This is a genomic window from Ruegeria sp. B11 (assembly GCF_056539785.1).
In genome coordinates this window covers 762,638-784,668 of record NZ_JBQFVO010000002.1, presented here as the reverse complement: position 1 = coordinate 784,668, position 22,031 = coordinate 762,638, and the positions used below count along the sequence as shown (strand labels likewise).

Here is a 22,031-nt window from a genome sequence, read left to right as displayed (position 1 = left end):
TCACGTGGCCCCGGTCAAACCGGGGCCGACAGGGATCAGATACTATCAAGCAGGCCTTCACCAGCCGAGACCTCACAGACACCGGGGTTTTCTTCCAGATTCATCGCCACAACCTTGCCGTCTTCAACCAGCATTGCATAGCGTTTGGAGCGTGCAATCAGGCCTACGGGCGGGGCGTCGAAATCCATGCCGATCGCCTTGGTAAACTCGGACGCCGCATCGGCCAGCATGGTCAGCCCGGCCGCTGTTGCACCGGTGCTTTCTCCCCAGGCGCCCATCACGAAAGGGTCGTTGACCGAGATACAGATGATTTCCTCTACACCCTTGGCATCGAACTGGTCCTTGGTCCGCATGAAGCTTGGTACATGAGCGGTTGTGCAGGTTCCGGTGAACGCACCGGGTACAGCGAAGATCACAACCTTGCGCCCTTTGGTCTTGTCTGAAATCCGAACCTCCTCGGGGCCTTCGGCACCCATCTGGATCAGCGTGGCCTCGGGCAGCATGTCACCTGTTGCAATCATTTTTACGCTCCTGTCATTTGGATTTGCAGAGTCGGGCTTTGCCGCAATATAGGTGGTCGAAACAAAGTAACCACGTGAATTCTGCAGGGTGAGCGAAACATGAGCCATATTGTCGTGATCGGGGCAGGGCAGGCCGGTGCTTCTTTGGTAGCACGGCTGCGCAAGGACGGGTTCGAAGGTGACATCACCCTGATCGGTGCCGAGCCGCATTTGCCCTACCAACGCCCGCCCTTGTCCAAGGCTTACCTGTTGGGCGAGATGGAGCTGGAGCGCCTGTTCCTGCGGCCCGAGAGCTTCTATGCCGAAAACAACATCACCCTACGGTTGGGTCAACGTGTGACGGCGATTGATCCAAAGGCCAAGACGGTGATCCTCGGCGATGAGGTGATCACCTATGATGAACTGGCGCTGACCACTGGGTCCGACCCACGCCGCCTGCCCGCAGCGATCGGGGGCGATCTTGAGGGTGTCCATGTGGTGCGAGATCTCGCCCATATCGACGAGATGGAACCTCGGGTATCGGATGGCGCCCGCGCGCTGATCGTTGGTGGCGGCTATATCGGGCTTGAAGCCGCCGCCGTTTGTGCCAAGCGCGGGGTCAAGGTGACTTTGGTCGAGATGGCCGACCGCATCCTTCAGCGTGTCGCGGCCAAAGAGACAAGCGACTACTTTCGCACGCTGCACACCGAATACGGGGCCGACATTCGTGAGGGCGTCGGGTTGGATCGTCTGGTTGGTGAAAGTGGCAAGGTGACGGGCGCCGTCCTGACCGATGGCACCCAACTTGAGGTGGATTTTGTTGTCGTCGGCGTCGGCATCGCGCCGTCGACTCAACTGGCTGAAATGGCCGGGTTAGAGCTGGATAACGGCATCAAGACCGACGCCCATGGCCGCACCTCAGATCCGTCGATCTGGGCGGCGGGCGATTGCGCGTCGTTCCCGCATGGCGAAGGCCGTATCCGCCTGGAAAGCGTGCCGAACGCCATTGATCAGGCCGAGATCGTGGCCCAGAACATGTTGGGCGCGGCTAAGGATTACACTGCAACGCCATGGTTCTGGTCCGATCAGTATGACGTCAAGCTGCAGATCGCCGGGCTGAATACCGGCTATGACCGTGTGGTGACTCGCAAGGGTGAGGGCGCGACGGTGTCCTTCTGGTACTACAAGGGCGATCAGCTGATCGCGGTCGACGCGATGAATGACCCGCGCGCTTATATGGTCGGCAAACGCCTGATTGATGCGGGCAAGACCGCTGATCCGGCTGTTGTTGCCGACCCAGAAGCGGACCTGAAACCGCTGCTCAAAGCGTGAGGATCATCGCCGGAGACTTCCGGGGCCGGGCTCTGACTTCGGTTGGCAAAGGCGATGCCGGTGCGCATCTTCGCCCGACCACTGACCGGGTAAGGGAAAGCCTGTTCAACGTTTTAAATCATCAGATCGACTTCGACGGCTTGCAGGTTCTCGACCTGTTTGCGGGCACCGGTGCATTGGGACTTGAAGCGCTGTCTCGCGGCGCGTCCCACGTCACGTTTGTCGATGATGGGAGGGTCGCGCAGAGTCTGATCCGCAAGAATATCGCCCTAACTGGCAGTGCCAGCCAGACCACTTTGATCCGGCGGGATGCGATCCGTTTGGGCGAAAACCCGGGCGCTGTTTGTGATCTGGTTTTTCTGGATCCGCCTTACGGAAAAGCTCTGGGTCAAAGGGCACTGGCCGCCGCCACCCAAGGTGGTTGGCTGTCTGATGACGCTCTGATCGTCTGGGAAGAAAGCACCCCAATGACTGCGCCCGAGGGCTTTACGCTGCACGACACGCGGAAATATGGCGACACGCATATCTCGCTAATGTGGCGCACAGGGGGCTGAGATGCACGATCTGGTTATCTTTGATTGCGACGGCGTTCTGGTCGATAGCGAGGTTTTGTCCAATCAGGTCATGGTCGACAATCTCGCTGGCCATGGCCTGCACTTGTCCTTAGCCGAATGCATGTCCCTGTTTGTTGGCGGCACCATGACCGGTGTGCGCGACAAGGCGCGCGAGCTGGGGGCTGATCTGCCGGATGACTGGACTGATCAAATCTATGCGGAAATCTACGAGACGCTGAAAGCAGGCACGCCTCTGGTCGCGGGTATCCGTGAATTGCTGGCGCAACTGGATGCAAGCGACATTCCCTACTGTGTCGCCTCAAATGGGCGGCCTGAGAAAATGAAGATCACTTTGGGCCAGAATGGTCTTTGGGAGCGTTTTCAAGATGTGATGTTTTCGGCTCAGGTGCTTGGAACGGGCAAGCCCGACCCGACCCTGTTCCTGACCGCTGCCCAGCATTTCGGCGCAACGGTGCCGGTTGTGATCGAAGACAGCGAAAACGGTGTCACCGCAGCAATGCGCGCCAATATGCGCTGCCTGGGCTATGCGGCCCATGATGATGGTGTGCGATTGGAAGAACTAGGGGCCGAAGTGTTCTCCGACATGTTACATGCGCCCAAGCTTTTGGGACTTTGAGCCATAAACGTGTTATGCTTGGTCCATGGACCGCGCTATCACACCTCCGCTCTGGGCTTTTTCGAAAGACGCCGACACCACAACTGGGCCTCCGCCCAAACCGATGCGCGCGCCGGTGTTCATTCACGACGCGGTCATCCCGTGGCGGGATGAAACCTTGCTACTGAAGCTACTACGCGATCAGGCGACCGATCAGGACGAATAGGTCGGGTGATATTTGCCGCCCGGTGACAAGGTGAAAATCTCAACCCCATCTGCGGTCACACCGACCGAATGCTCGAACTGCGCCGACAGCGATTTGTCGCGGGTCACGGCAGTCCAGTCATCGGACAGTGTCTTGGTTTCAGGACGCCCCAGATTGACCATCGGCTCGATGGTAAAGAACATGCCCTCTTCCAACACAGCTCCGGTACCCGGACGACCATAGTGCAGGACATTTGGTGGCGCGTGGAACACCCGGCCCAGACCGTGGCCGCAGAAATCGCGTACAACGCTCATCCGATGCGCCTCGACATAGGCCTGAATGGCGTGGCCGATATCGCCGAAGGTATTGCCCGGCTTGACCTTCTCGATACCTTTGAACAGTGCGTCGTGGGTCACCTGAATCAGCCGTTCGGCCTTGCGCGGCAATTTACCCGCCACATACATGCGCGACGTATCACCGAACCAGCCATCAACGATGACGGTCACGTCGATATTCAGAATGTCGCCATCCTTCAGCTTTTTGTCACCCGGAATGCCGTGACACACCACGTGGTTCACGCTGATGCAGCTGGCGTGCTGATAACCCTTGTAGCCAATGGTTGCCGATTCCGCACCTGCATCCTCGACCATCTGAGTGATCAGCCCGTCAATCGCACCGGTGGTCTGGCCGACAAAAACATGTTCAGCAATGTCATCCAATATCCGCGCAGCCAGCGCCCCTGCCGCATGCATGCCGGCAAAGTCACTCTGTTCATAGATGCGGATACCGTCTTTGGTCAGACGGCCACGATGTTCTTTCATCGGTGCGGGACTCCAAATATTTCACGCAGCACTTCTTTTACGCTGCTTGTGCAGAAAGTACCAGAGGGCTCGGTTTTCAACTAGTAAATAGGGTCTATCAAAGAAGTTTCTAGCCCGCGCCCCATTGCCGGGCGGGCTCAACCCAGACGCCTTCGGGCGTGATCCGAGTTCCAACGACAAAGCGTTCAACCCCTATCGCCGCCTCAAACGCCGCCGCATAGGCTGGGTCAATATCATCGGCCAGTGCAAACCGATCGCAATCGGTCCTTTGCACCAGATAAAGCATGATCGCCCGATGGCCCTGTACGGCCATCTTTGCCAGTTCGCCCAAATGTTTGGTGCCGCGTGCGGTGACGCTGTCGGGAAACTCGGCGAGGCCCGCTTGGCGTGAGAGGGTGACGCTTTTGACCTCGACATAAGCATCGGGTAGGCCCGGCCCGGTCAGTAGGAAATCGATACGGCTGTTTTCACCGTATTTGACCTCGGGGCGCACGGTTTCATAGGCGGCCAGCTCGGGGATTTCACGCGCCTCGAGCGCCAACCGAAGCGCCTTGTTGGGGACTGATGTGTCGACCCCTGTGAAATGCCCGTTCTCATGATCGACCAGCCGCCAGCCGTATTTCAGCTTTTTCTTCGGATCGTCGTTGGGCTCCAGCCAGATTTTCTCACCCGGTTCTGCCAGCCCCATCATTGAGCCCGGATTGGCGCAATGGGCTGTCACCTCGCGCCCGTCTTCCAGCCTGCAGTCTGCCAGAAAGCGTTTGTAGCGGCGGATCAGTCGAGCGGGGACAAGGGGGGTTTCAAATCGCATGGCCAAGGGCCTATACCTGCCCTAACGGTCGATCAAGAGGGAGGGCGCGTCATGGCCAATCCAACCGCTGCAATGTTGGTGATCGGGGATGAGATCCTTTCGGGCCGCACCCGCGATGCCAATATGCATTATCTGGCTGGAGAGCTGACCAAACACGGCATTGACCTGAAAGAGGTGCGCATTGTCAGCGATGATGCACCCGCGATTGAGGCAGCCGTAAGGGCGCTATCAGAGGCCCATGACCATGTGTTTACCAGTGGTGGTATTGGTCCGACCCATGACGACATCACCGCTGACTGCATCGCCCGTGCCTTTGGCGTGCATATCGATGTTCGCGACGACGCGCGTGCATTGCTTGAGGCGCATTACGAGAAATCCGGGCTGGAGCTGAACGACGCTCGCCTGCGCATGGCGCGTATTCCGGAAGGGGCCGAATTGATCGACAACCCGGTCTCGACCGCGCCCGGCTTTACCATCAACAACGTCCATGTCATGGCCGGGGTGCCTTTGGTTTTTCAGGCCATGGTTGCGAGTGTTCTGCCTTCGCTCATCGGAGGTAGCCCGCTTTTGTCGCAGACGCTGCGTGTGGATCGGGGTGAAGGCGATATTGCAGCAACTTTGGCCGCACTGGCCAAAGACTTCGGCGATCTTTCGATCGGCTGTTATCCGTTTCAGACGAATGGCGTCTTCGGAGCCAACGTCGTCGTGCGTGGCACCGAGGGTGGACGGATCGATGCCGCCATGACCCGCCTTGCGAAAGAGATCGAGCTTTGAATCCCGATTGGGCCGCTGTTGTCGATGGCACATGGCCTGCCGCCGGCTATCAAACGCAAGGCCCATTTCGACTGCGGCAAGGACAGGGCGGAGGTTCACGCGTCTCTGCCGCCAATCGCACCGGGGACGTCACCAGTGCCGATATCGATGCGGCCGAAAGCGCCATGCAGGCGATGGGTCAAAAACGCCTCTTCTGCCTGCGGCCCGGAGATGAGGCGCTGGATGCCATGCTTGCGCAACGCGGCTACGACATCCTTGATCCGGTCAATATTTATTCCTGCCCGGCGCAGCAGTTGACCGATATCCCGATCCCGCGCGTGACTGTTTTCAACATCTGGGAACCGCTGGCCATCATGCGTGAGATCTGGGCGCAGGGCGGTATCGGCCCCGAACGGATTGCGATCATGTACCGGGCACCGGGCCCAAAGACCGGCCTTTTGTTGCGCCACAGCGATCAGCCCGCAGGAACCGGCTTCGTGGCGATCCATGAAGGTATCGCGATGGTTCACGCGCTGGAAATCCTACCGGATCACCGCCGCAAGGGGTTGGGCCAGTGGGCCATGCGCGCCGCGGCCTTTTGGGCGCTGGACAATGGCGCGCAGACGCTTAGCGTGATCTGTACCAAGGCGAACGCGGGGGCCAATGGCCTCTACCACTCGCTTGGGATGAAGATCGTCGGAGAATACCACTATCGCCAGCGCGTCTGAGGAGGACGAATTGACCAAACAGGACATGCCTACTGCCCTGGATCTGCCAATGGTGGACCCACTACCGTCAGAGACGCAGAAATACTTCGATATATGTGTCGAGAAACTGGGAATGGTGCCGAATGTCCTGCGCGCCTATGCCTTCGATATCGACAAGCTGAATGCCTTCACTTCGATGTATAATGATCTGATGCTGGCCGATAGCGGGCTGACCAAGCTGGAACGCGAGATGATTGCGGTCGTGGTGTCCTCGATCAACAAATGCTTCTACTGCCTCGTGGCTCATGGCGCAGCGGTGCGGCAGCTTTCGAGCGATCCGCAGCTGGGTGAGATGCTGGTCATGAACTACCGCGTCGCCAAATTGGACGCGCGCCAACGTGCAATGCTGGATTTCGCCGCCAAGATGACCACCGCCAGCACCACAATCGAAGAGCCCGATCGCCAGCAATTGCGCGACGCCGGGTTCTCGGATCGCGACATCTGGGACATTGCCAATGTCACCGGTTTCTTCAACATGACCAATCGCGTCGCCAGCGCCACTGCGATGGTCCCTAATCCCGAGTATCACGCCCAGTTCCGATGATCCGTTTCCTGTTTCTTAGCCTCCTTCTGGCTGTGCCTGTGCAGGCGCAGGAACTGACGCTGCCTGCCAACGCCCGGCAGATATCTGACCGCACCAGCGCGCTGGACAGCTATGATTTGCCGACCGGTGAGTTTGCCGATGGCTCGGTTCCGTCGCGCACCGTCGAAGGGCGTGTTGAGCGGCTGACATGGCGACTACAGGCTGGATCCAGCACAACGCTGCAAATTCTCGCGCCGCTACGGGATCAGTTGCAGGAACAGGGCTTCGAAATCGCCTTCGAATGCGAGGCGCGCTCCTGTGGCGGGTTCGATTTCCGCTTCGGCACCGAGGTGGTGCCGACCCCCGACATGTATGTGGCGATACACGATTATCGCTTTCTGTCCGCGATCCGGGGCGCGGAGGTATTAAGCCTGCTAGTCAGTCGCAACCCGCCGGATGGCTATGTGCAGATGATCCGGGTAACCCCGCAAGGTACGCAGCCTGCGCAGCCACTTGTGATCGAGGAAACCGTTGAGGGCCCTGCCGGATTGCTAAACGATCTCAGCAGTACCGGACATGTCATCCTTGATGACCTGCACTTTCGCACCGGCGAAGTCGCGCTGGGCGAAGGGCCGTTTGCCTCGCTTGCGCTGCTTGCGGGCTATCTGGCCGACAATCCGTCGACCCGTTTGGCGCTGGTAGGGCACACGGATGATACGGGCGCATTGCAGGCCAATATTGCGGTCAGCACCAAACGGGCGGAAGCCGTGCGTGCGCGCCTGATCGAAGCGCACGGTGTTGCCGCCGACCGGATCGAGGCGCAGGGCGTAGGCTATCTTGCGCCCATCACCTCTAACGCTACGCCCGAGGGCCGCGATCTCAATCGCCGGGTCGAGGCGGTGTTGCTGGTCAACTAACAGGCGCGAGCACCGCGGACGCCCTGTGTCCCCCTTGCCCTGATGGCGCGGCCTGATGCACACTTGCAGCTAATCGGTGCGTCTGTCTTGCCATCAGGCCTGTTGGCAGGCAGTCCCACCAGTCACCATGCTTTGGGAGGAATGCGTCATGGCATCCAAAACCGAAGATACCACTCCGCCGGATAACACGGTCCCACAGCAATCCATGCCCGAGGTTAACAGGCTGACGGCCGAGGATATTACCGCATCGCTGAAGGCCGGGTTTTCCGACTTCCTCGCACACCCGGTCATGAGCGGCTTTTTCGGCCTGTTCTACGCGGTTTTCGGCATCCTGTTCGTTTGGTGCCTGGTCGGGCTTGGCAAGATCTGGATGATCATTCCTGCCGCCGTAGGCTTTCCGCTGGTTGCCCCATTTGCGGCCGCCGGGCTTTATGAAATGTCCCGTAGGATGCAGAAAGGAGAAAGCTTCGGTTGGTCCGAAATCCTCAGCGTCATGGCCCATCAACGCAAGCGCGAGATGGGTTGGATGGCCTTTGTCACCCTGTTCATTTTCTGGGTATGGACCTACCAAATCCGCCTTTGGCTGGCGATCATCCTGCAAAAGGCGTCCTTCTCGGATTTCGAAGGGTTCATGAACACCATCTTCTTCACACCGCAAGGCTGGACCTTTCTGGCGGTCGGCACCTGTATCGGCGCTTTTTTGTCGGCGGTCCTGTTCTCGGTGACTGTGGTGGCCATGCCCATGCTTCTGGATCGGGAAACCAACTTTGTTTCCGCCATGCTCACGTCCATTCGCGTGGTCGCTGAAAGCCCGGTGGTAATGCTCAGTTGGGCGGCGATCATCTCGGTCACCATGCTGTTGTCGCTGGTTCCGGCGTTTCTGGGGCTGATTTTCACACTGCCGATCCTGGGCCACACCACGTGGCACCTGTATCAGCGGGCCGTATCACCAGAGACTAACTGATGCATCGCTAGACAAAAAAAGACCCGTGCTATTCAGCACGGGCCGTTTAGGTGCCACAGGGAGAATTCTACCAATCCATCGGACCCTTTTCGGCAAAGGACTCGACAAGAAAATCAATGAAAGCCCGCACCTTGGGCTGGGTGAACCGGCCCGGCGGGTAGACCGCATAGACGCCCTGAACCTCATCCGGCAGCGATGGCATGGCGTCTACCACCTCGCCCGATTTCAGTGCTTCGGCATATAGATAGCTGGGCAGATGCGCGATCCCAAGCCCCGAGATCGCGGCGTTCAGCAGCGACTGCCCATCATTTACGCTCAGCCAGCCAGCAGTGCGGACCTGACGCTTCTCGCCCGAAGGCGCCGTCAGCTTCCACACGCTGCCCGAGGATTGGCTGGAGTAATGCAGCAGTTTGTGTTCGTTCAGATCGTCGATCTTCTGCGGGCGTCCGAACTGCTCGATATATCTCGGCGACGCGACCATGCGTTTCACTGTTTCGGTCAGCTTACGGGCGCGCAGCGTGCTGTCTTCCAGCTCGCCAATGCGCACGGCCACGTCAAAGCCTTCGGAAATCAGCTCAACATAGCGGTTGTTCAGAACCATGTTCACGGTGATGTCCGGATAGGCCGATAGGAAGTCCGACAGGACCGGCGACAGGTGATTGACGCCAAAATCTGTTGCCACAGAGATCCGCAGCAGACCAGAAGGCGCAGATTGCATCGAAGTCACCAGCGCATCCGCTTCGCCTGCGTCGTTCAGCACGCGACGGGCGCGATCATAATAGGCCAACCCGATCTCGGTTGGCGAAACCCGGCGCGTTGTCCGGTTCAAAAGCCTTGCCCCCAACCGCGCCTCGAGGCTCGAGACGTGTTTAGACACGGCTGATTTGGAGATGCCCATTTTCTTGGCCGCGTCGGTGAAACCACCCTGGTCCACCACGTTGGAAAAGGCCTCCATTTCAGTTAGTCGATCCATTCTCGTTCCCCAGGTCTTCCGTTCGTTGTCTCTTTATCGCGATCAATCTGGGCAAGAACTGGGCAGACATGGGATAATATCAGGGTTTTGAATCGGATCGTTTGCAACTAGGAAACGCCCGGGCCTATATGCCGCGGACCATGCCTTTCGATACAAAACCCCGTTTTCTGGACTTTTTTCCAATCGTGCTATGATGAGAATGGCATTTTTGTGACCACGGAGGAGACTATGAAAGCCCTATTTGCTGTCATTACCCTGTGTCTGACCGCCAGCCTTGCGTGGGCCGGAGGGGAAACACCATCGAATCCAGATGCGAAGGTCTATTTCGTCAACCTGTCTGACGGGGACACCGTGCAATCACCTGTGACCGTAGTCTTTGGCCTCAGCGGTATGGGCGTTGCCCCTGCAGGAACCGAGAAGGAAAATACAGGGCACCATCACCTCCTGATTGATCGCCCACCACTTGGTCAGGGAGAAGACGGTGCGGACGAACTGTCATACGGTCTGCCCGCAGACGACAATCACATTCATTTCGGTGGCGGTCAGACCGAGGTGACTTTGGAACTTGCTGCGGGTGAGCATACTTTGCAGCTGGTGCTTGGGGATGCAGGCCACGTCCCTCATGCGACGCCCATTGTGTCCGAGGTGATTACGATCACTGTAGAGTAACAATTCACCTTCGCCGCAAAACACGATTATGCGGCGGCAGGCAGCAGGAATATATCGCGGGCAAGCTGCATGTTGAGACGTTCCGCAGAATACCATTGGTTGAGTACTGACTTGGCCATCAGGTCGGAATTTTCCTGTGCGAAACTCTTAAAGTCAGTAGCTTGCGTGTTGGCCAGCCGCTCTGCGATCAGGCTCATGAATGCGTAGGTGATTGTCAGATTGAACTTGTCCGGTGCGCCTGCGTTCGCTGCTAACGTGCGAATTCCCTTAGCGTAGATCGCTGCGGCATCGATGAAATCATACTTGTGTAGCAGGTCATAAGCGACTTGCACATGTTCGGCGTGTCCGAACGTTGCGTTGTCGATTGCGTGTGCTTCAAATGCGATGGTGACGTCGGCGTATCGCGATGCGCTCATTCTTCATCCTCCTTGAAACGGTGGCTGTCTTCGGCTGTCCAATCGAAGTCGTAGACACTTTTGAGCTGTTTGATCTTCTTCAGTGTCTCTTCAGAGAAGGCTGGCTTGTTCTCAAGGCTGTGCAGCGCGATGCCCTCAATCAGGTCGCCAAGGGTCATGTCCAGCGATTCTGCCAGCCCTTTGAGAACTTTCAGAAGCCGCTTCTCGATTCGAATTCCTGTTTGGGTGCGTTCTATTTTCTGACTCATGTTGTACATATGTATATTGATAACAACTGAGTCAAGGAAAACGAAAAAAGCCGCCTCTTCCGGGGCGGCTTTCTCCAGCGCACTGGCATTACAACGTCAGAACGCTGCTGCCAGACGTGTGCCCTGATTGATCGCACGTTTGGCGTCCAGCTCAGCTGCCACATCTGCTCCACCAATCACATGCGGGGTCATTCCACGTTCGATCAGCTCATCCGCCAGCGATCGGTCCGAGACCTGCCCGGCACATAGGACGATCGACTCGGCTGCGATCACGGTTGGATCATCGCGGGTTTCACCAAAGCTGACATGCAGGCCGTCCTCGTCGATGCGCTCATAATTCACACCACCAACGAAACTGACGTCCTTCATCTTTAGCGTCGCGCGGTGGATCCAGCCCGTTGTCTTTCCCAGCCCCTTGCCGTGACGCTGCGCCTTGCGCTGCAGCAGCGTGACCTGCCGTGCTGGTGCTTCGGGCTGCGGGCCCTCGGGGGCCAGGCCCGAGCGGTGTTCTGCGGGGTCGGTCACGCCCCACTCCTTCATCCACAATGGAAGGTCCGTGGTTGGGCTGTGACCGTCTTCCAGCAGAAATTCGGAGACATCGAACCCGATGCCTCCGGCCCCGATCACGGCGACGGTGCTGCCGACCTCGGCCTTGTCGCGCAGCACGTCGATGTAGCTGAGCACATTGTCCCGATCCTGGCCGGGAATCTGTGGATCACGTGGAGTGACACCGGTGGCGATGACCACCTCATCATAACCGGTCAGATCATCCGCGCTGACCTCGCGGTTCAGTTCGACCGTCACGCCTAGGTCGTCCATCATGGTACGGTACCAGTCGACCAGTCCCCAGAACTCTTCTTTCCCTGGCACCTGTTTGGCCATGTTCAACTGCCCGCCTATCTCGGCCGCGCGATCAAACAGGGTTACATCATGGCCGCGCTGGGCAGCTGTCATCGCGGTGGACAAACCTGCAGGGCCAGCGCCGACAACGGCCACTGTCTTGCGTGTCTCGGCCTTGCCGATCACCAATTCAGTCTCATGACAGGCGCGCGGATTCACCAGGCATGAGGTCAGCTTGCCGCTGAAAGTGTGGTCCAGACAGGCCTGATTGCATGCGATGCACGGGGCGATCTTCGCGGCCTCATCCGCAATCGCCTTGTTCACGAAATCCGCGTCGGCCAGCATGGGCCGCGCCAGAGACACCATATCGGCGCAACCGGTCGATAGAACTTCTTCGGCAACCTCAGGCGTGTTGATCCGGTTCGAGGTGATCACTGGAATCCCGACTTTACCCATCAGCTTCTTGGTAACCCACGCAAATGCAGCACGGGGAACGCTGGTGGCAATCGTTGGAATCCGCGCCTCGTGCCAGCCGATACCGGTGTTGATGATCGTTGCCCCGGCCTGCTCAATCCGCTGCGCAAGTTCAACGACTTCGTCATGGGTCGACCCATTGGGCACAAGATCAATCATCGAAAGGCGATAGATGATGATGAAATCGCTCCCCACGGCTTCCCGCGTGCGGCGCACCACCTCAATGGGCAGACGCATCCTGTTCTCGTATGACCCACCCCAGCGATCCTCGCGCTTGTTGGTGTGGGTCACGAGGAACTGGTTCAGGAAATACCCCTCGGAGCCCATGATCTCGACCCCGTCATAGCCCGCCTTCTGGGCCAGAACAGCCGCGTTGACGATATCGCCGATCTGCTTCTCGATGCCCTCTTCGTCCAGCTCATGCGGCGGAAACGGAGAAATTGGAGATTTCACCGGGCTGGGGGCGACGCATTTCGGCCCATAGGCGTACCGCCCCGCATGCAGGATTTGCATGGCGATCTTGCCGCCAGCCTCATGCACGCGTCGGGTGACGATGGAATGGTTCGCCACCTCTGTATCGTTGGTCATCATCGAAGCCCCCGGCAGCACCGAGCCTTCAAGGTTTGGGCCAATCCCACCGGTCACCATCAGCGCCACACCGCCGCGCGCCCGGTCTGCGTAGAATTCAGCAACCCGATTCCAATCGCCAGTCTCTTCCAGCCCGGTATGCATCGAGCCCATCAGCACGCGGTTCTTCAACGTGGTAAAGCCCAGATCCAGCGGGGCCAGCATGTTTGGGTACGCAGTCATGGCAAACTCTCCCTCCCGACTTTGACCGTCAGATTGACCTTCGCGTCACCTTTGTCACGCGAAACCTAACGTCATTCCCTTTGCCTTTACTGCGGCGCTTGCTAGAGACGCAGCAAAGCTTAATCACGAGGCCGCGCATGACCCCTGATGAAATCGCCAAACTGCCCTATCGCCCCTGCGTGGGACTGATGTTGATGAATGCCGAGGGTCTGATCTTTGTCGGTCAGCGCAATGATCGCCACAAGGACGCCTGGCAGATGCCTCAGGGCGGCGTGGACAAGGGCGAAGACCCGCGCGATGCGGCCCTGCGCGAGCTTTGGGAAGAAACTGGTGTAACCAGCGATCTGGTCGACATCATCGCCGAGACCGACGGCTGGCTGCCCTATGACCTACCGCATGACATTGTGCCGAAAATCTGGAAGGGCCGGTATCGCGGACAGGAGCAGAAGTGGTACCTGATGCGGTTCTTAGGCCGGGATGATCAGATCGATATCGCAACCGAGCACCCCGAGTTCACCCACTGGAAATGGCAGACCACGACGCGGCTGGTCGATGAGATCGTGCCGTTCAAAAAGGACGTCTACCAGCAGGTGCTTTCTGCGTTTCAGCCGCATCTCGGGTAGTTCGGGTTAGGAACCAAGCGCCGTAATCACCGCTTTGGCCAGCGGCAGCGGGGAATAACCGGTATCGGACGGTGTAAGCCCCAATCGCACGATCACCAAATCACGCGAAGGGAATATCCCGACCGATTGCCCATCATGTCCGGCCATCCAGACTGCATCTTCGAACGGGGGTTCTCCACCCGGCACGTCGCGCCACAAGTGACCTTTGGCATATGCCCCGCCCGAGACAGCAACCGGTTCGAACATCCAGTCAGTGAACCTTTCGGGCAGAATTTGCTGCCCTTCCCATGTGCCGCCCTGCAGCAGGAATTGCCCATATCGTGCCCAATCCCGCGCTGTGGCGTACATATAGCTTGAGCCGACAAAGGTGTCAGAAACATCAGTTTCAAGTATGGCCGAGGTCATGCCCAGTGGCAGCAGGAGTGCGCGCTGCGGATAGGACAAGCTGTCATCTTTGATCTGATCCTGCCAGACCCGCGCCAAGACGGTGGATGTGCCCGACGAATAGTTGAATTCAGTATTTGGCTCAGCCTCGGCCTCAAGCGAAGTGACAAACCCCGCCATGTCGTCGCTCAGATATAACATCCGAGTCACGTCCGAGACGTCACCATAGCCTTCGTTCCATCGCAGGCCGCTGGACATGGTCAACATATCCTCGACGGTAATGTGTTGCCGGTTGTCCTCTGCCCAATCGGGAAATGAGTCGACCAGTGTATCCGTCAACTTCATCTGACCGGATTTTATCAGCGTTCCAATCAATCCAGAGGTTATGGTTTTGGTCATTGACCAGCCCAGAAGAGGGGTATTTTCGTCGAATCCATCCGCATAAGCCTCACCAATGATCCGGCCATCATGCACCACAACTACGGCGCGGAAGCCCTCTCCCAGAATGGTCGGGTCCGACAGAACCATTGCCAATTTGGAGTTCTGCGTTGGGGCCACTGTGGTGCCTTCCGGCCAAAGTGCATCAGACAGCGCGGGCAGAGTGTTTAGCTGGGTGTTGACCGGTTGGGCCTCATGCGTATTCGCACATCCCAGCCCCTCGCGATATTGGCTGGTCGCAGGGGCGAAGATCCCGAGTAGCTTTGCAGATACTGATTGCGCCTCGGGGTCAACCGAGACCGAGACGTGTTTCAGCAACGGATGCCCGGGCGCCTGCACATCAACCGCCAGAACCTCTTGCGCATCCCGCCCGGCGATGAACACGTTAGAACAGACGATCTTGGCCGAATAGTTGGTCCCGACTCGCAACAGGTCGGGCGGAGAGATCAGCAGGTACCCAACGCCGGCCACAAGCCCCAACGCCAATGTTCCTGCGGTGATCCTGAGTGCTCTGCCCAACATGAATTGGCTCCCCCCCTTACATCCAAAAAAAGGGTAGCCATCCCGAAATGTGACGCACCAGCGTTACGTTGCGTTTCGCGGGATCAGAGCAATCCCTCAGCCCGCAGCAATTCCTGCATATTCGCCTCGGGCCGGGGGCCGATATGGCTGATGACTTCGCGTGCGCAGACGTTGCCAATTTTTGCGCAGGTCTCGTAATCGCGGCCCGTCGCCATGCCGAACAGGAATCCGGCGGCGAATTGATCGCCCGCGCCGGTCGCGTCCACCGGTACGACCTTTTCAACCGGTACATCGATGCGCGCGTTGCCGTTCAGAACAGTCACCCCGTCGCCCGACCGGGTGCAAACGACCAGAGGGCAAATCTCGGCCGTTTTCGCCAGCGCCTCCTCAAGATCGTCGGTTTCGAACAGCGATTTGATCTCGGCCTCGTTGCCGATTACAAAATCCAGCTCATTCTCGATCAGCAGCAGGAAATCGACCCGGTGCCGTTCTACACAGAACGGGTCAGAAATGGCGATGCCCGCCTTGCCGCCACCCTTATGGCAGTTGCGCGCGGCTTCAAGGAACGCGGCTTTGCCCTTTTCCTTGTCGAACAGATAGCCCTCGAGGAACATGATCTGGCTGTTGCCCGCGACGTCTTCCGAGACATCCCGAGAAGACAGCTCGGACGAAATACCCAGATAGGTGTTCATCGACCGCTCGCCATCCGGTGAGACAAAGATCATCGAACGCGAGGTTGGCAGCTCGCCCCCCGGCACCGGCGGGTTCACAAAATCCACCCCGTCTTCGTTCATCGCATCGGCATAGAAACGGCCCAGCGCATCATCATGCACCCGCCCGATAAACGCCGAATCCAGACCCAGTGCACCCGCACCCGCAATGGTATTGGCAACCGAGCCACCCGGAGTCTGCACCCGGCCTTCCATCGAGGCGTACAGTACCTCGCCGCGTTCCTGTTCGATCAGCTGCATGATGCCCTTTTCGATGCCCATCAGCTCAAGGAAACTGTCATCGGCTTGGGAAATCACGTCCACAACGGCGTTTCCGATGCCGGTCAGTTGGTAGGTTTTCATAGAGTCTTGTCCTCAAATTCGCAGAGATCGCGGATGATACAGGTAGGGCACTGCGGTTTGCGTGCCTTGCAGTGATAGCGGCCATGCAGGATCAGCCAGTGATGCGCATGCAGCTGAAAGTCGGTCGGTATGTTGTCTTCGATGGCGCGTTCGACGGCGTCCACATTCTTGCCCGGACAAATGCCGGTGCGGTTACCGACGCGGAAGATATGCGTGTCCACCGCCTGCGCCGGATATCGCCACCACATGTTCAGGACAACATTGGCTGTCTTGCGCCCCACACCCGGTAGCGATTGAAGCGCCGCGCGGGAGTTGGGCACCTCACCGCCATAGTCTTCGACCAGAATGCGACTCAGCTTGATTACGTTCTTGGCCTTCTGGCGGAACAGGCCGATGGTCTTGATATGTTCGATCAGACCTTCTTCGCCCAGATCCAGCATCTTCTGCGGCGTGTCGGCGATCTTGAATAGCGCGCGCGTAGCCTTGTTGACGCCGGCATCGGTCGCCTGCGCTGACAGTGCGACGGCAACGACCAGAGTATAGACGTTTACATGCTCCAACTCGCCCTTGGGTTCAGGGTCGGCGTCGTGAAAACGCGTAAAGATCTCGCGGATCTTGTGGTATCCAAGTTGTTTGGCCATCCGAGCCTTAATGCCCTGCCAGACAAGCGGTCGCAATTGAAAAGGTGCGTTTTGGTTTTGCCTAGGCGCGGGTCTTGGTCGATTTATCCCTATGCCTCACGTCTGCAGTCGGAAATCCACCCCCGCCGTTGCAAGTTGATCCCTGATCCCCTGCCACCGGTTCGGATCAGCTGCCAGTACAGCCGCCGGATCGATCTGAACCCGATATCCTCGATTAAGCGCGCCCTGCGCGGTCTTATTCACGCAATGACACCCGTCCAACCCTGTCAGAACCAGCGTTCCGATCCGTTTGTCTTGCAGGAACCGTTCAAAGCCCGGCGAAGAAAAGGCGTCACCTACGGATTTTACAAACTCGGCATCGGGATTCAGCGCAAGACGCGGATCCAACCCAACTCCGTCGGAACCTGCGTTGCCGCGCCCCTGATTGAACCACCCGTTCAGCAAGTTCGCCAGCCGTCCCTTGAATTCATGACGGATGGCAATCACGGACCAGTCAGACTGGCGGGCGCTGTCCGTCGTTGACCGGATCGTCGACAAGACACCTTCAATTTGTGCGTCATCCCAGGTGGGTATCGAGGTAAAATCTGTTTGCATATCGATCACCAGCAGCGCCGTTTCAGGCCGCGATGCCAGGTCTATTTTGGCTCCGGTTGTCGGAGTGCCAATCTTTCGGATTTGCAAGAGGATGTACAACACGGCGATCATGATGCTTGCCGCCATTATCCAAAGGACGGTCATGTCAGGCCTCCTTGGCGAGTTCTGCGAAATAGCGGGTCAGGGCCAGCTGAACCTTGTGATAGGCGGCAAGCTCTGACGCAGAAAAATCCTGTGCAAAGCGTGTCAGCTTGGCCATCTCATCCGCTCTGATAGCCGTGATCGTCTCTTCGCCCGCAGGGCTCAGCCGGTAGCAGTAGGTGCCTGCACGTTTGGGATTGGGCTGGCTTTCGATCAGCTGTGCGCCCATCAGCTCTTTTAAGATGCGCGAGACATATTGTCGTTTCAGCTGCAGCTCGGCGCATAGCACCGGGGCTGTCGCGCCGGGAGATAGCGACAGACCTTCCAAAAGGGCACGTTGCCCGACGGTCACGCCTTTGCGCTGGCTGCCCTGCTCAACCGCTGCCGTGATGTTCCGCAGCAAAGGCCGGGTGGCCTGAACTGCCTGATAAAGCTGATCCAACCTGTGTCCCATACCTGAATGGTAGGAGAAATCGATTTGATTCGTCAACTCAGTTGACAAGATAAAGCGCAGGTTCCGGGTCGCAAGATCGACAGGGGCAAGTTACTGTTCCTGTAACTGATGAGGTGACCGATGAACGTCCAGACAGCAGAAAGCGGATATCATTATAACGTCATGCGGCGCGCGATCGAATTGATCGATCAAGGCGGAGAGAGTCTCAGTCTTGATGAGTTGGCTCGCCAGATGGATATGAGCCCTGCCCATTTTCAGCGTCTGTTCTCACGCTGGACCGGGGTCTCTCCGAAGCGATACCAGCAATACCTGACCCTTGGCCATGCCAAAGCTCTGTTGCACGAGCGTTTCACCACGCTGGAAACCGCTCATAATGTGGGGCTGTCCGGCAGTGGGCGGCTTCATGACCTGTTCCTGAAATGGGAATCCATGAGCCCCGGTGAATATGCCCGCAAAGGCGCAGGTCTCACGATCTACTGGGGCTGGTTCGAGTGCCCCTTTGGCCCTGCGCTGGTTATGGGAACTGACAAGGGAATCTGTGGAATCGCCTTTGGGGCCGAGACAGGCGAGGAGGCGGCGATGGAAGACATGATCTCTCGTTGGCCCAATGCTGATTTTGTCGAGGACCCCATGCGCCTGCGGCCTTGGGTGCTCAGCGCCTTCGGTGCGGCCAGCGACCGGTTGGAGCCGACCCCGCTCTACCTGATCGGCTCACCACTGCAGATCAAGGTATGGGAAGCGCTGATGCACATCCCTTCGGGCCAGGTCACCACCTATTCCGAGATCGCGCAGCGGGTCGGCTCACCCCAAGCGGTGCGCGCCGTGGGCACCGCAGTTGGGCGCAACCCGGTCAGTTGGCTGATCCCCTGCCACCGTGCCTTGCGCAAATCGGGCGGCTTAGGCGGCTACCACTGGGGGCTGCCCGTCAAGCGCGCCATGCTGGCCTATGAGGCGGCGCAGGCCGACGCCTGATTGACATTCTGGCGCGTCGTTGCCATATGCACGGCAGGTTCGGGTCCCCTGCCGTTCGCGGCCTTAGGCTTTGGTGAAACCCGATTGAATCACATCTGTTGCCCTTTCCAGGCGCGCGGATGGCAATGCGAACCCCGTCCAGATTTCGCGCCCGTTTCAGGAAACGAGGCACACCATGACACATACTCAGATCATCGCTCCGGTTGCGGAGCTGAAAGAGCAGGCAAAACGCCTGCGCAAACGCCTGCAGGACGCCGGAGTGAAGCTATCGCATAGCGAGGCGCTGGAACTGTTGGCGCATCAACTCGGTGCGCGGGATTGGAACACGTTGCACGCGATGGCAGGAAATCGAGTGCAGTTGCGCGTCGGTGACCGAGTTGAGGGTCGATATCTGGGTCAGCCCTTCACCGCCGAAATCCGCGGTCTGACCATGATTGGGGATGGCGGACATCGCCGGGTGACCCTTCAGTTCGACGTGCCCGTAGATGTGGTCCGGTTCGACAGTTTTTCGTCCCTTCGCCAGCGGGTGACAGGTGAGATTGGCTGGGATGGTCGATCCACCCGCCACACGTCGGACGGAGAGCCGCAGCTTATCGTCCGACCTGCCTAAGAAACAAAGCGAGGCACCCTTGGGGTGCCTCACATTTTGATAGCACCAAGATTGACTATTCGGCGGCCCAACCGCCAACGGCCTTGACCTCAAGGAAGTCCTCCAGTCCCCAAACCCCGCCTTCGCGGCCATTGCCGGACTGTTTCATCCCACCAAACGGGGACCCAGCGCTGCGCGACTGGCCGTTCATCTCAACCATGCCCGACCGCAAGACGCGAGCCATTCGGTTGGCGCGTGCACCGTCTTGGGTCTGAACATAATTGGTCAGCCCGTAAGGTGTGTCATTGGCAATCTCGATGGCTTCTTCTTCGGTGTCGAAGGGGATCATGGTCAGAACCGGGCCAAAGATCTCCTCGCGCGCGATCGTCATCTGGTTATTGGCATCGGCAAAAACCGTTGGGCGCACATAATAGCCCTTGTTCAGCCCCTCTGGCCGACCCGTGCCGCCTGCAACCAGACGCGCGCCCTCATCAATTCCTTTCTGGATCAGGTCCTGAATTTTGGTCCACTGCACTTCGTTCACCACCGGTCCGATATGTCGGCCTTCCTCGGCGGCACTGCCGACGGTGACCTTGTTTGCCACTTCGGCGGCTGTCTCAACCGCCTGATCATAGATCGGACGCTGCACCAGCATCCGGCTGGGCGCGTTACAGCTTTGACCGGTGTTGTTCATCATGTGCAGGACGCCGCGTTTTACAGCCTTTTCGTCGGCATCGGCGAAGACCACATTGGCCCCTTTGCCGCCCAGTTCCAGATGCACTTTCTTCAGTGTATCCGCCGCATTCTTGGAAATCGCAGTGCCCGCGCGGGTCGAACCGGTGAAGCTGACCATATCAACATCTGCGTGCCCCGAGAGCTGAGAGCCCACGCCCACGCCATCGCCATTCACCAGGTTGAAAACACCAGCCGGGAAGCCAGCCTCATCCATCATCTCAGCAAAGATCATCGCGTTCAGCGGGCTTTGCTCGGACGGTTTCAGCACCATCGTGCAGCCCGCAATCGCCGCCGCGCCGACCTTGAGCGTGACCTGATTCATCGGCCAATTCCATGGGGTGATCAGGGCTGCCACACCCACCGCTTCATATATGATCCGGTCATTCGGCGCATGATCGCCCAACGGACGTTCGAATTGGAACGCCTTGGCGGCACGGATGAAGTTTTTCAGGTGATAGATCCCCGCGCCCGATTGCTGGCTGCGCGCCATTTCGATCGGTGCACCCATCTCCATCGACATCGCCTGGGCCAGATCCTCAGAGCGGGTGGCGTAAATATCGACCAGTTTCTCGACCAAAGCGATGCGCTCGTCCACCGGGGTTGCCATCCAACCAGGCAGAGCAGCTTTGGCCGCGGCGACCGCTGCGTTAGTGTCAGCCTCTGACCCTAGCGAGATCACCGCGCATGGTTCTTCGGTCGACGGGTCGATCACTTCGAAATCATTCGGCTCTGATGGGGCGACCCATTTGCCGTTGATATAGAAATCGCGTTTTTCGATCATGGCTCATCCTCCGGATCAGGAATCAATCGACCGAACGGTCGGTTTTCATTCGCACTCTGTCACCCACCCGGGTGTCGGGCAAGGGTAAAACATAATTTGATCAAATTATCTACCTACTGAATCTTCTGACAGCGCAACATGAATGGTTTAACCTCTGCGCAAAGTGATTAGGTTGGCAGCAATCGACTCGCGATTTTTCACAGGAAAGGAGTTTCCCAATGGGTTTGCGCATCAATGATACGGTCCCGAATTTCACCGCAGAGACAGATCAGGGCACCGTCCAGTTTCATGACTGGATTGGCGATAGCTGGGCCATCCTGTTCTCACACCCCAAGGACTTCACTCCTGTTTGCACGACCGAGTTTTCGGCAGTTGCGCAGCTGAACGATGAATGGGCGGCGCGGAACACCAAAGTGATCGGCGTGTCGGTCGATGGTGTCGAAGATCATAAGAAGTGGAAAAAAGATATCGAGGCCTATGGCAACGCCAACCCCGGCTTCCCGATCATCGCCGATGACGGTCTGGCTGTTTCCAAAGCCTTCGACATGCTGCCGGCCGAGGCCTATCTGCCCGACGGCCGCACGCCTGCCGACAGCGCAACTGTACGCTCTGTCTTTATCATCGGACCCGATAAGCAGTTGAAACTGTCCATGACCTACCCGATGACCGTGGGCCGCAACTTTGCCGAGATTCTGCGTGCGCTGGATGGCCTGCAGATGAGCGCCAAGGGCGTGGCAACCCCCGCAAATTGGGTGCCGGGTGAGGATGTGATCATTCCACCTGCGGTCTCCAACGATGAGGCAAAAGAGAAGTTCGGCGAGTTCGAGACGATCTTCCCCTATCTGCGCAAAACCAAAGCGCCGTCGTAATCGGATCAACGGGCAGGGGGCG

General features: G+C 58.3%; 27 protein-coding genes. 14 read left to right on the top strand and 13 right to left on the bottom strand.

The window, feature by feature from the left end:
* Positions 1-35: 35 nt before the first annotated feature.
* Complete coding sequence (locus tag ACR0I1_RS11295) at positions 36-521, bottom strand: peroxiredoxin family protein (RefSeq protein ID WP_170408529.1); 486 nt, start codon at positions 519-521, stop codon at positions 36-38.
* A 99-nt stretch (positions 522-620) separates the two neighbouring features.
* On the opposite strand from ACR0I1_RS11295, the gene ACR0I1_RS11290 reads away from it, so the two are divergent.
* Genes ACR0I1_RS11290 through ACR0I1_RS11275 form a run of 4 tightly spaced genes read left to right on the top strand, consistent with a single transcriptional unit; the run spans position 621 to position 3,228 of the window.
* Positions 621-1,832, top strand: a complete 1,212-nt coding sequence (locus ACR0I1_RS11290; RefSeq protein ID WP_480706499.1) for an NAD(P)/FAD-dependent oxidoreductase — start codon at positions 621-623, stop codon at positions 1,830-1,832.
* Complete coding sequence (gene rsmD / locus ACR0I1_RS11285; protein ID WP_480706497.1) at positions 1,829-2,386, top strand: 16S rRNA (guanine(966)-N(2))-methyltransferase RsmD; 558 nt, start codon at positions 1,829-1,831, stop codon at positions 2,384-2,386. Before ACR0I1_RS11290 ends, rsmD begins: the two co-directional genes overlap by 4 nt.
* Position 2,387: 1 nt before the next feature.
* Positions 2,388-3,023: an HAD family hydrolase gene (locus ACR0I1_RS11280; protein WP_480706495.1), complete on the top strand. Its 636-nt coding sequence runs from the start codon at positions 2,388-2,390 to the stop codon at positions 3,021-3,023.
* A 25-nt stretch (positions 3,024-3,048) separates the two neighbouring features.
* Positions 3,049-3,228: a hypothetical protein gene (locus ACR0I1_RS11275; protein ID WP_170394788.1), complete on the top strand. Its 180-nt coding sequence runs from the start codon at positions 3,049-3,051 to the stop codon at positions 3,226-3,228.
* Here ACR0I1_RS11275 and map read toward each other — a convergent pair.
* Positions 3,216-4,028 carry a type I methionyl aminopeptidase gene (gene map, locus ACR0I1_RS11270; protein ID WP_480706493.1) on the bottom strand — a complete coding sequence of 271 codons (813 nt, stop codon included), beginning with the start codon at positions 4,026-4,028 and terminating at the stop codon, positions 3,216-3,218. The two genes, ACR0I1_RS11275 and map, sit on opposite strands and share 13 nt — an antisense overlap.
* 109 nt (positions 4,029-4,137) lie before the next feature.
* On the bottom strand, positions 4,138-4,839 hold the full coding sequence (gene sfsA / locus ACR0I1_RS11265) for a DNA/RNA nuclease SfsA (protein ID WP_170426107.1): 702 nt from the start codon (positions 4,837-4,839) through the stop codon (positions 4,138-4,140).
* Positions 4,840-4,890: 51 nt separating this feature from the next.
* Between sfsA and ACR0I1_RS11260 the strand changes: the two genes are divergently transcribed.
* From ACR0I1_RS11260 to ACR0I1_RS11240, 5 genes are all read left to right on the top strand, one after another.
* The gene (locus ACR0I1_RS11260) at positions 4,891-5,613 is read left to right on the top strand and encodes a molybdopterin-binding protein (RefSeq protein WP_170394779.1); all 723 of its coding nucleotides are present in this window, start codon (positions 4,891-4,893) and stop codon (positions 5,611-5,613) included.
* Positions 5,610-6,320, top strand: coding sequence for a GNAT family N-acetyltransferase (locus ACR0I1_RS11255; RefSeq protein WP_480706491.1), 711 nt, complete (start codon positions 5,610-5,612; stop codon positions 6,318-6,320). Before ACR0I1_RS11260 ends, ACR0I1_RS11255 begins: the two co-directional genes overlap by 4 nt.
* 25 nt (positions 6,321-6,345) lie before the next feature.
* A complete protein-coding gene (locus ACR0I1_RS11250) occupies positions 6,346-6,903 on the top strand; it encodes a peroxidase-related enzyme (protein WP_480706489.1) in 558 nt (185 codons plus the stop codon).
* The gene (locus ACR0I1_RS11245) at positions 6,900-7,799 is read left to right on the top strand and encodes an OmpA family protein (RefSeq protein ID WP_480706487.1); all 900 of its coding nucleotides are present in this window, start codon (positions 6,900-6,902) and stop codon (positions 7,797-7,799) included. The genes ACR0I1_RS11250 and ACR0I1_RS11245 overlap by 4 nt, the downstream gene beginning before the upstream one ends.
* A 148-nt stretch (positions 7,800-7,947) precedes the next feature.
* Entirely contained in the window at positions 7,948-8,763 is an 816-nt protein-coding gene (locus ACR0I1_RS11240) for a DUF2189 domain-containing protein (protein WP_170514036.1), read from the top strand.
* Between the two features lie 67 nt (positions 8,764-8,830).
* Here ACR0I1_RS11240 and ACR0I1_RS11235 read toward each other — a convergent pair whose 3' ends face one another.
* Positions 8,831-9,736 (bottom strand): LysR family transcriptional regulator, encoded by a 906-nt coding sequence (locus tag ACR0I1_RS11235; RefSeq protein WP_170394766.1) that lies wholly within the window; start codon positions 9,734-9,736, stop codon positions 8,831-8,833.
* 228 nt (positions 9,737-9,964) lie between these two features.
* Here ACR0I1_RS11235 and ACR0I1_RS11230 point away from each other — a divergent pair, with 228 nt between their 5' ends.
* A complete protein-coding gene (locus ACR0I1_RS11230; protein WP_170819197.1) occupies positions 9,965-10,405 on the top strand; it encodes a DUF4399 domain-containing protein in 441 nt (146 codons plus the stop codon).
* 26 nt (positions 10,406-10,431) lie between these two features.
* Here ACR0I1_RS11230 and ACR0I1_RS11225 read toward each other — a convergent pair whose 3' ends face one another.
* From ACR0I1_RS11225 to ACR0I1_RS11215, 3 genes are all read right to left on the bottom strand, one after another.
* A complete protein-coding gene (locus ACR0I1_RS11225) occupies positions 10,432-10,821 on the bottom strand; it encodes a hypothetical protein (protein ID WP_480706485.1) in 390 nt (129 codons plus the stop codon).
* Positions 10,818-11,069 carry a hypothetical protein gene (locus tag ACR0I1_RS11220; protein WP_480706483.1) on the bottom strand — a complete coding sequence of 84 codons (252 nt, stop codon included), beginning with the start codon at positions 11,067-11,069 and terminating at the stop codon, positions 10,818-10,820. Before ACR0I1_RS11220 ends, ACR0I1_RS11225 begins: the two co-directional genes overlap by 4 nt.
* Positions 11,070-11,165: 96 nt before the next feature.
* Positions 11,166-13,193 carry an FAD-dependent oxidoreductase gene (locus tag ACR0I1_RS11215; RefSeq protein ID WP_480706481.1) on the bottom strand — a complete coding sequence of 676 codons (2,028 nt, stop codon included), beginning with the start codon at positions 13,191-13,193 and terminating at the stop codon, positions 11,166-11,168.
* Between the two features lie 137 nt (positions 13,194-13,330).
* Between ACR0I1_RS11215 and ACR0I1_RS11210 the strand changes: the two genes are divergently transcribed.
* On the top strand, positions 13,331-13,816 hold the full coding sequence (locus ACR0I1_RS11210; protein WP_170426121.1) for an RNA pyrophosphohydrolase: 486 nt from the start codon (positions 13,331-13,333) through the stop codon (positions 13,814-13,816).
* 6 nt (positions 13,817-13,822) lie between these two features.
* Here ACR0I1_RS11210 and ACR0I1_RS11205 read toward each other — a convergent pair whose 3' ends face one another.
* From ACR0I1_RS11205 to ACR0I1_RS11185, 5 genes are all read right to left on the bottom strand, one after another.
* The gene (locus ACR0I1_RS11205) at positions 13,823-15,160 is read right to left on the bottom strand and encodes a serine hydrolase domain-containing protein (protein WP_480706479.1); all 1,338 of its coding nucleotides are present in this window, start codon (positions 15,158-15,160) and stop codon (positions 13,823-13,825) included.
* Positions 15,161-15,243: 83 nt separating this feature from the next.
* Positions 15,244-16,233 (bottom strand): adenosine kinase, encoded by a 990-nt coding sequence (locus tag ACR0I1_RS11200; RefSeq protein ID WP_170466608.1) that lies wholly within the window; start codon positions 16,231-16,233, stop codon positions 15,244-15,246.
* Positions 16,230-16,874 carry an endonuclease III gene (gene nth / locus ACR0I1_RS11195; protein ID WP_170598366.1) on the bottom strand — a complete coding sequence of 215 codons (645 nt, stop codon included), beginning with the start codon at positions 16,872-16,874 and terminating at the stop codon, positions 16,230-16,232. The genes ACR0I1_RS11200 and nth overlap by 4 nt, the downstream gene beginning before the upstream one ends.
* A 96-nt stretch (positions 16,875-16,970) precedes the next feature.
* Positions 16,971-17,612: a cysteine hydrolase family protein gene (locus ACR0I1_RS11190; protein WP_480706477.1), complete on the bottom strand. Its 642-nt coding sequence runs from the start codon at positions 17,610-17,612 to the stop codon at positions 16,971-16,973.
* A gap of 1 nt (position 17,613) precedes the next feature.
* A complete protein-coding gene (locus tag ACR0I1_RS11185) occupies positions 17,614-18,063 on the bottom strand; it encodes a MarR family winged helix-turn-helix transcriptional regulator (RefSeq protein WP_170636552.1) in 450 nt (149 codons plus the stop codon).
* Between the two features lie 120 nt (positions 18,064-18,183).
* Here ACR0I1_RS11185 and ACR0I1_RS11180 point away from each other — a divergent pair, with 120 nt between their 5' ends.
* Positions 18,184-19,035, top strand: a complete 852-nt coding sequence (locus ACR0I1_RS11180) for a bifunctional helix-turn-helix domain-containing protein/methylated-DNA--[protein]-cysteine S-methyltransferase (protein ID WP_170394731.1) — start codon at positions 18,184-18,186, stop codon at positions 19,033-19,035.
* A 175-nt stretch (positions 19,036-19,210) separates the two neighbouring features.
* A complete protein-coding gene (locus tag ACR0I1_RS11175; RefSeq protein ID WP_480706475.1) occupies positions 19,211-19,645 on the top strand; it encodes a glyoxalase superfamily protein in 435 nt (144 codons plus the stop codon).
* A gap of 55 nt (positions 19,646-19,700) precedes the next feature.
* On the opposite strand, the gene ACR0I1_RS11170 is transcribed toward ACR0I1_RS11175, so the two are convergent.
* On the bottom strand, positions 19,701-21,140 hold the full coding sequence (locus ACR0I1_RS11170) for an aldehyde dehydrogenase family protein (protein WP_170394725.1): 1,440 nt from the start codon (positions 21,138-21,140) through the stop codon (positions 19,701-19,703).
* A 218-nt stretch (positions 21,141-21,358) separates the two neighbouring features.
* On the opposite strand from ACR0I1_RS11170, the gene ACR0I1_RS11165 reads away from it, so the two are divergent.
* The gene (locus ACR0I1_RS11165; RefSeq protein ID WP_170408508.1) at positions 21,359-22,009 is read left to right on the top strand and encodes a peroxiredoxin; all 651 of its coding nucleotides are present in this window, start codon (positions 21,359-21,361) and stop codon (positions 22,007-22,009) included.
* Positions 22,010-22,031: the final 22 nt, after the last annotated feature.

Coding starts and splice junctions, on each gene's coding strand:
- ACR0I1_RS11295 (WP_170408529.1), bottom strand. CDS start 521: ATGATTGCAACAGGTGACATGCTGCCCGAGGCCACGCTGATCCAGATG.
- ACR0I1_RS11175 (WP_480706475.1), top strand. CDS start 19,211: ATGACACATACTCAGATCATCGCTCCGGTTGCGGAGCTGAAAGAGCAG.
- ACR0I1_RS11205 (WP_480706479.1), bottom strand. CDS start 15,160: ATGTTGGGCAGAGCACTCAGGATCACCGCAGGAACATTGGCGTTGGGG.
- ACR0I1_RS11165 (WP_170408508.1), top strand. CDS start 21,359: ATGGGTTTGCGCATCAATGATACGGTCCCGAATTTCACCGCAGAGACA.
- ACR0I1_RS11220 (WP_480706483.1), bottom strand. CDS start 11,069: ATGAGTCAGAAAATAGAACGCACCCAAACAGGAATTCGAATCGAGAAG.
- ACR0I1_RS11290 (WP_480706499.1), top strand. CDS start 621: ATGAGCCATATTGTCGTGATCGGGGCAGGGCAGGCCGGTGCTTCTTTG.
- ACR0I1_RS11280 (WP_480706495.1), top strand. CDS start 2,388: ATGCACGATCTGGTTATCTTTGATTGCGACGGCGTTCTGGTCGATAGC.
- ACR0I1_RS11170 (WP_170394725.1), bottom strand. CDS start 21,140: ATGATCGAAAAACGCGATTTCTATATCAACGGCAAATGGGTCGCCCCA.
- ACR0I1_RS11240 (WP_170514036.1), top strand. CDS start 7,948: ATGGCATCCAAAACCGAAGATACCACTCCGCCGGATAACACGGTCCCA.
- ACR0I1_RS11190 (WP_480706477.1), bottom strand. CDS start 17,612: ATGACCGTCCTTTGGATAATGGCGGCAAGCATCATGATCGCCGTGTTG.
- ACR0I1_RS11230 (WP_170819197.1), top strand. CDS start 9,965: ATGAAAGCCCTATTTGCTGTCATTACCCTGTGTCTGACCGCCAGCCTT.
- map (WP_480706493.1), bottom strand. CDS start 4,028: ATGAAAGAACATCGTGGCCGTCTGACCAAAGACGGTATCCGCATCTAT.
- ACR0I1_RS11245 (WP_480706487.1), top strand. CDS start 6,900: ATGATCCGTTTCCTGTTTCTTAGCCTCCTTCTGGCTGTGCCTGTGCAG.
- nth (WP_170598366.1), bottom strand. CDS start 16,874: ATGGCCAAACAACTTGGATACCACAAGATCCGCGAGATCTTTACGCGT.
- ACR0I1_RS11225 (WP_480706485.1), bottom strand. CDS start 10,821: ATGAGCGCATCGCGATACGCCGACGTCACCATCGCATTTGAAGCACAC.
- ACR0I1_RS11180 (WP_170394731.1), top strand. CDS start 18,184: ATGAACGTCCAGACAGCAGAAAGCGGATATCATTATAACGTCATGCGG.
- ACR0I1_RS11235 (WP_170394766.1), bottom strand. CDS start 9,736: ATGGATCGACTAACTGAAATGGAGGCCTTTTCCAACGTGGTGGACCAG.
- sfsA (WP_170426107.1), bottom strand. CDS start 4,839: ATGCGATTTGAAACCCCCCTTGTCCCCGCTCGACTGATCCGCCGCTAC.
- ACR0I1_RS11215 (WP_480706481.1), bottom strand. CDS start 13,193: ATGACTGCGTACCCAAACATGCTGGCCCCGCTGGATCTGGGCTTTACC.
- ACR0I1_RS11210 (WP_170426121.1), top strand. CDS start 13,331: ATGACCCCTGATGAAATCGCCAAACTGCCCTATCGCCCCTGCGTGGGA.
- ACR0I1_RS11275 (WP_170394788.1), top strand. CDS start 3,049: ATGGACCGCGCTATCACACCTCCGCTCTGGGCTTTTTCGAAAGACGCC.
- ACR0I1_RS11260 (WP_170394779.1), top strand. CDS start 4,891: ATGGCCAATCCAACCGCTGCAATGTTGGTGATCGGGGATGAGATCCTT.
- ACR0I1_RS11250 (WP_480706489.1), top strand. CDS start 6,346: ATGCCTACTGCCCTGGATCTGCCAATGGTGGACCCACTACCGTCAGAG.
- ACR0I1_RS11185 (WP_170636552.1), bottom strand. CDS start 18,063: ATGGGACACAGGTTGGATCAGCTTTATCAGGCAGTTCAGGCCACCCGG.
- ACR0I1_RS11200 (WP_170466608.1), bottom strand. CDS start 16,233: ATGAAAACCTACCAACTGACCGGCATCGGAAACGCCGTTGTGGACGTG.